The organism is Mesorhizobium sp. M4B.F.Ca.ET.089.01.1.1 (assembly GCF_004022605.1).
Taxonomy (GTDB): Bacteria; Pseudomonadota; Alphaproteobacteria; order Rhizobiales; family Rhizobiaceae; genus Mesorhizobium; species Mesorhizobium abyssinicae.
In genome coordinates this window covers 1-5041 of record NZ_RZOS01000413.1, presented here as the reverse complement: position 1 = coordinate 5041, position 5041 = coordinate 1, and the positions used below count along the sequence as shown (strand labels likewise).

Sequence of the window (5041 nt, the reverse complement as noted above, 5' to 3'; positions counted from 1 at the left end):
GTAGCCATGCTTTTCCAGGAAGGCGGCCAGCCGCTCGCGGTCGGGCTGCAGCGGGTCGCCATAGTCGCGGGCATGGATGCCGCCCGAGACATAGAGCACATCGAAGCCATTGTCGGCCGCGCCCTTGATATCGGTCATCATGCCGTCGCCGATGGCCAGCACCCGCGAACGCTCGACCGGGCGACCGATCAGGCTGGCAACCTCCTTCATCGCAACGTCGTAGATCGGCGCGTAGGGCTTGCCGGCAATGAGCGTTCGCCCGCCGAGCTGGGCGTAGTCGCGGGCAAGCGCCCCGGCGCACCAGATCATGCGCTCGCCGCGCTCGACCACGATGTCGGGATTGGCGCAGATGAAGGGCAGATCGCGAGCGCGCAGCCGCCGCAGCAGCTCGGCATAGTCGGACGGTTTTTCCACCTCGTCGTCGAACAGGCCGGTGCAGACCACGCCGGAGGCCTCGAACTCCTCGACCAGATCGACGCCGAGGCCGTCGTAAAGGGTGAAATCGCGGTCGGGACCGATATGGAAGATCTTCCTCGGCCCTTCGGCGATCAGGTCGCGGGTGACATCGCCGGAGGTGACGATGCGGTCATAGGCATCAGTGGGGACGCCGATCGCGTTCATCTGCGCCACCACATCGGCACTGCGGCGGGGCGAGTTGGTGATCAGCACGACGGGCACGTTTGCCGCGCGCGTCGCGGCCAGCGCGTGCGCTGCCTGCGGAAAATGCCATTCGCCATTGTGCACCACGCCCCAGACATCGCACAGGATGGCGTCATACGAGCCCGACAGGTCCGCGAGCGAGCCGATAATGTCGGGCGAATCCGCCATGCCGTTTTCCCAAGATGGTTGTTGCGAGAGCCGCAGCCGACGGTCCGCCGCAGCCGGTCCCGCATTAACCGAAGCGCCTCATCCTGTCACCAGCTTTCGACAGGCACCGGCCGCGGCGGCGCGACGGATGCTGAAGACCGGACCTGCGTCGCTGTGGAATTCCCGGGGGCATCCACGCAGCTGGCCCGATAGTTAACGAGCCTTGAAAACGCAGGTTGATGTTGGATGCATTCGCGCAACCTGAAATTTAATGATCTGTGGGCATGGTCGGAGATCAACTACGACTTTGGTCGTACATTAGCGGGGGCTAAAGGCGATGATCCGCAGATTCGAAGCGACGATGCGCAGGTTCGCGCGCGACAGGCGCGGCAACTACGCCTTGATCGGCGCCATCGCCATGGTGCCCCTGATGGGCGCGGTTGCGCTTGCGGTCGACTTTACGGACCTGGTGCGCCAAAAGCAGGAAACGCTGAACGCGCTGGATGCCGCGGGCGTCGCCACCGCGCAGCAGATCGTCGCCAATGTAAGCGACGCCGATGCCAAAGCCTATGCCAAGAACTTCTTCGAAGCCAATCTGTCGCATGTCAGCCCGGCTGACACGGCGCTGAGCGTCACCTTGCCCAGCAACAATGCCGGCGGCGGCACGCTGAAGCTTTGCGCGACCCTGCGCTACCATCCTTATTTCCTGCCAGCCGCGGCGATGCTGATCGGCAGGACTGCCGGCGACACGACTTTGACCGCGTGCTCGGAAGTTCGCCTCAAGAACACTCTCGAGGTTGCCCTGGTGCTCGACAATTCCGGCTCGATGAGCACGAATGGATCCGGTACCGGCCAGCAGCGCATAGAGCTGCTCAAGACCGCCGCGACCGAACTGGTCAACACGTTGGCCCTGCAGGCAGGGCAAATGAAGCAGGTCACCAAGCCGGTGCAGTTCGCCCTGGTACCCTTTTCGGCCTCGGTCAATGTCGGCTCTGCCAACAAGGACAAGACCTGGATGGATCTCGACGGCATCTCGCCGATACATCATGAGGATTTCGACTGGACCCAGATGTACAAGACCGTCTCCGGCGTCGATCCGAACAAATACATCGAGAAAGTCGGTGCCGCCTACTACCAGAGGGGCACCGGCTGGGGAGCGGACGCGGGCGAGGCAATGACCCGCTTCACCCTCTACCAGGATATGATGGCCACGACGCGAACCTGCACCAAGAAGAAGAACGGCTCGTGTCAGACTTATGTCGACACGACCGCCCAATACCAAGCCTGGAAAGGCTGCGTGGAAGCAAGGCCGTATCCTTACAATGCCGACGACACGACGCCGACAACGTCCACACCGGCCAGCCTGTTCGTGCCGATGTTCGCTCCGGACGAGGCCGGCAATTTCTGGACCGACTCCACCCACGCCAGCACGACGTCATGGGGTTACCCGAACAATTGGTGGGTGGACTCGGCCGACAGCCTGGCCGTCGCGAAACGCCAGTCGGACATGCGAAAGTATTTCGTCACAAAGCCCTACAATGCGGCGGCGGAGCCGGCTGACGGCGGCCCCAACTCCGGGTGCACGACTGCCGCCATCACACCGTTGCAGGACATAACCACGACCACAGGCAAGAGCACCATCACAAACGCCATCAGCGCAATGACGCCGACGGGCAACACCAACGTGCCGGAAGGGCTTGCCTGGGGCTGGCGGGTGCTGTCGAGCAATGAGCCTTTCACGGACGGTCGGGCCAACAGCGAAAAAGGCAACGACAAGGTCGTCATCGTGCTGACCGACGGCGCCAACACCTACAGCCCGATCGCCGACGCCACCTATGCCAAGAACATGTCGACTTACGCCGCGTACGGCTACACGGGCCTGACCTATCCAAGCTCCGGTACGGTGACCCGGCTGTTCATGAACACCAGCGCTTCCGTTGGCAAGACGACCTACACCGGAGCCAACTACACGACGGCGCTCGACGAGCAGATGCAGATGCTTTGCGCCAATGCAAAGAATTCGAACATCATCGTGATGACGGTTTCGCTTGACCTCGTGGACACCAAATCCGCGGAAAAGGCCGCAATGACCGCGCTGAAGACGTGTTCCTCGGACTCGAGATTCCGAAAAGACCCGGCCGACCCGACCGGCAAGACTGCGGCCAAATTGTATTGGAACGCGACCGGCGCCACGCTGTCGAAAAGCTTCAAGGAAATCGCCGACGAACTGTCGAACCTGCGCATCGTCGGCTGATCGACGGGCAATCGACGCGGCGAAACGCCCTGGCTTCGCGGGGCGTTTCCTTGAACGCGGCCGCCTTGCCCCGGCGCGATTGGTTAGCGTTCGGTGAAACACCGAGGCTGCAATCGAGCGGTTTCCCACACCCGTCCTTCAGCGTTTTGTGAAACTGTGGCCTGGGCAAAAAATCCGCAGGCGGGGCCGCTTACAACACATGCGTGGATTCTGGCGTGACTTCTGCCGCGACCGGCGCGGCAACTATGCTCTCTTGACCGCGGTCGCCATGGTGCCGCTGATGGGCGCCGTGGCGCTGAGCGTCGACTATTCCGGCGTGGTCAACGAGAAGCAGAGGGTGGTGAACGCGCTCGACGCCGCCAACTTCGCCACCGCCCGCCGCCTTGCCGAAGGCGCCACCGACGACCAGCTGAGGGCCTATGCGCTGGAGTTCTTCAGGGCCAACCTCGGCGACAGCATCGATCCGGCCAACACCACGCTCAGCGTCACGCTGCCCAGCAGCACGACCGGCGGCGGCCTGGTGAAGCTCTGCGCGGCGCTGGTGTACAAGCCCTATTTCCTGCCGGCAGCGGCGCTGCTGGTCGATAAGGAGTCTTCGGACGTCAACTATTCCGTCTGCTCGGAAGTGCGCCTTAAGAACACGCTCGAAGTCGCCATGGTGCTCGACAATTCCGGCTCGATGAGCAACCTCGGCACCGGTGCGGGGCAGAAGCGCATCGACCTGCTCAAGCAGGCCGCCAAGCAGCTCGTCGACACGCTGGCGCAGCAGGCGGCCGCGATCAAGCAGATCGACAAGCCGGTCCAGTTCAGCATCGTGCCCTTCGCCGCCTCGGTGAATGTCGGGACGCAGAACGACAATGCTTCCTGGATGGACACCTACGGGCTGTCGCCGATCCACCACGAGAATTTCGACTGGACGACGCTGAACGCCACCAACAAATACGCGCAGAAGATCAACGGCATCTGGTACAAGAAGGGCTCAGACTGGGGCGAGCAGGAAGGCCAGATGCTCACCCGCTTCTCGCTCTATCGCGACATGAAGGTGGTCACCAGCCACGAGCGCATCGTCGGGTCCAAGCGTGTCGTGTGCGACGAATACCGCTCCAACCACACCTGCAAGCGCAGCCACGACGAATACGACTATAACGACACCTATGGCCCGTTCGCCAGCTGGCAGGGCTGCGTCGAGGTCAGGCCCTACCCCTACAACGTCAATGACGCGGCGGCCTCCGGCGGCCCCAACAACACCGGCACCGGCGTCGGCGACCCGGCGACCATGTTCGTGCCGATGTTCGCGCCGGACGAGCCTGGCAACCACTGGTATTTGACGCAGGATCCCGACGAGGCGAAGCCGGTGACCTACGGCGCCGCCAACAGCTGGTGGAACGACGATCCGACAAGCACGACCGGCAAGACGCGGCAATCCAACATGGCCAAGTATTTCCAGCCGCGGCCGATCAATGCGCCGGTGCTGTCGACCGGCGCCGGTCCCAACTACAGCTGCACCACGACGCCGATCACGCCGCTGACCGATGTCACCCAGGCGGCGGGGCTGACCGCGATCAAGGCGGCGATCGACCTGATGCAGCCGAACGGCAACACCAATGTGCCGGAAGGCATGGCCTGGGGCTGGCGCACCGTGTCGAGCACCGAGCCCTTCACCGAAGGGCGGCTGGAGAGCGAGCGCGGCAACGACAAGGTCGTCATCGTGCTCACCGACGGCGAGAACACCTATTCGACGGTCAGCAGCGACCCGGCCGGCAACAAGTCGACCTATGCCGCCTATGGCTACACCGGCCTCGCCTATTACGGCACCGCCGTGACCCGGCTGTTCACCGGCACATCGAACGCCATCGGCCAGTTCAACTATTCGTCCAGCAACTACACCGCCGCGCTCAACGAGCAGATGGCGAGCCTGTGCGACAACGCCAAGGCGGCCAACATCATGGTCATGACCGTCGCGCTCGACATGTCCGCGAC

At 63.2% G+C, this 5041-nt stretch carries 3 protein-coding genes; 2 read left to right on the top strand and 1 reads right to left on the bottom strand.

The window, feature by feature from the left end; translation table 11 throughout:
• On the bottom strand, positions 1-828 hold an 828-nt coding region (locus tag EN780_RS27260), incomplete at its 3' end, for a TIGR01459 family HAD-type hydrolase (RefSeq protein ID WP_128275848.1).
• Between the two features lie 316 nt (positions 829-1144).
• On the opposite strand from EN780_RS27260, the gene EN780_RS27255 reads away from it, so the two are divergent.
• A complete protein-coding gene (locus EN780_RS27255; protein WP_245500156.1) occupies positions 1145-3061 on the top strand; it encodes a TadE/TadG family type IV pilus assembly protein in 1917 nt (638 codons plus the stop codon).
• Between the two features lie 199 nt (positions 3062-3260).
• Positions 3261-5041: pilus assembly protein (locus tag EN780_RS27250; RefSeq protein ID WP_189556769.1), on the top strand; the 1781-nt coding region annotated here is incomplete at its 3' end.

Coding starts and splice junctions, on each gene's coding strand:
- EN780_RS27255 (WP_245500156.1), top strand. CDS start 1,145: ATGATCCGCAGATTCGAAGCGACGATGCGCAGGTTCGCGCGCGACAGG.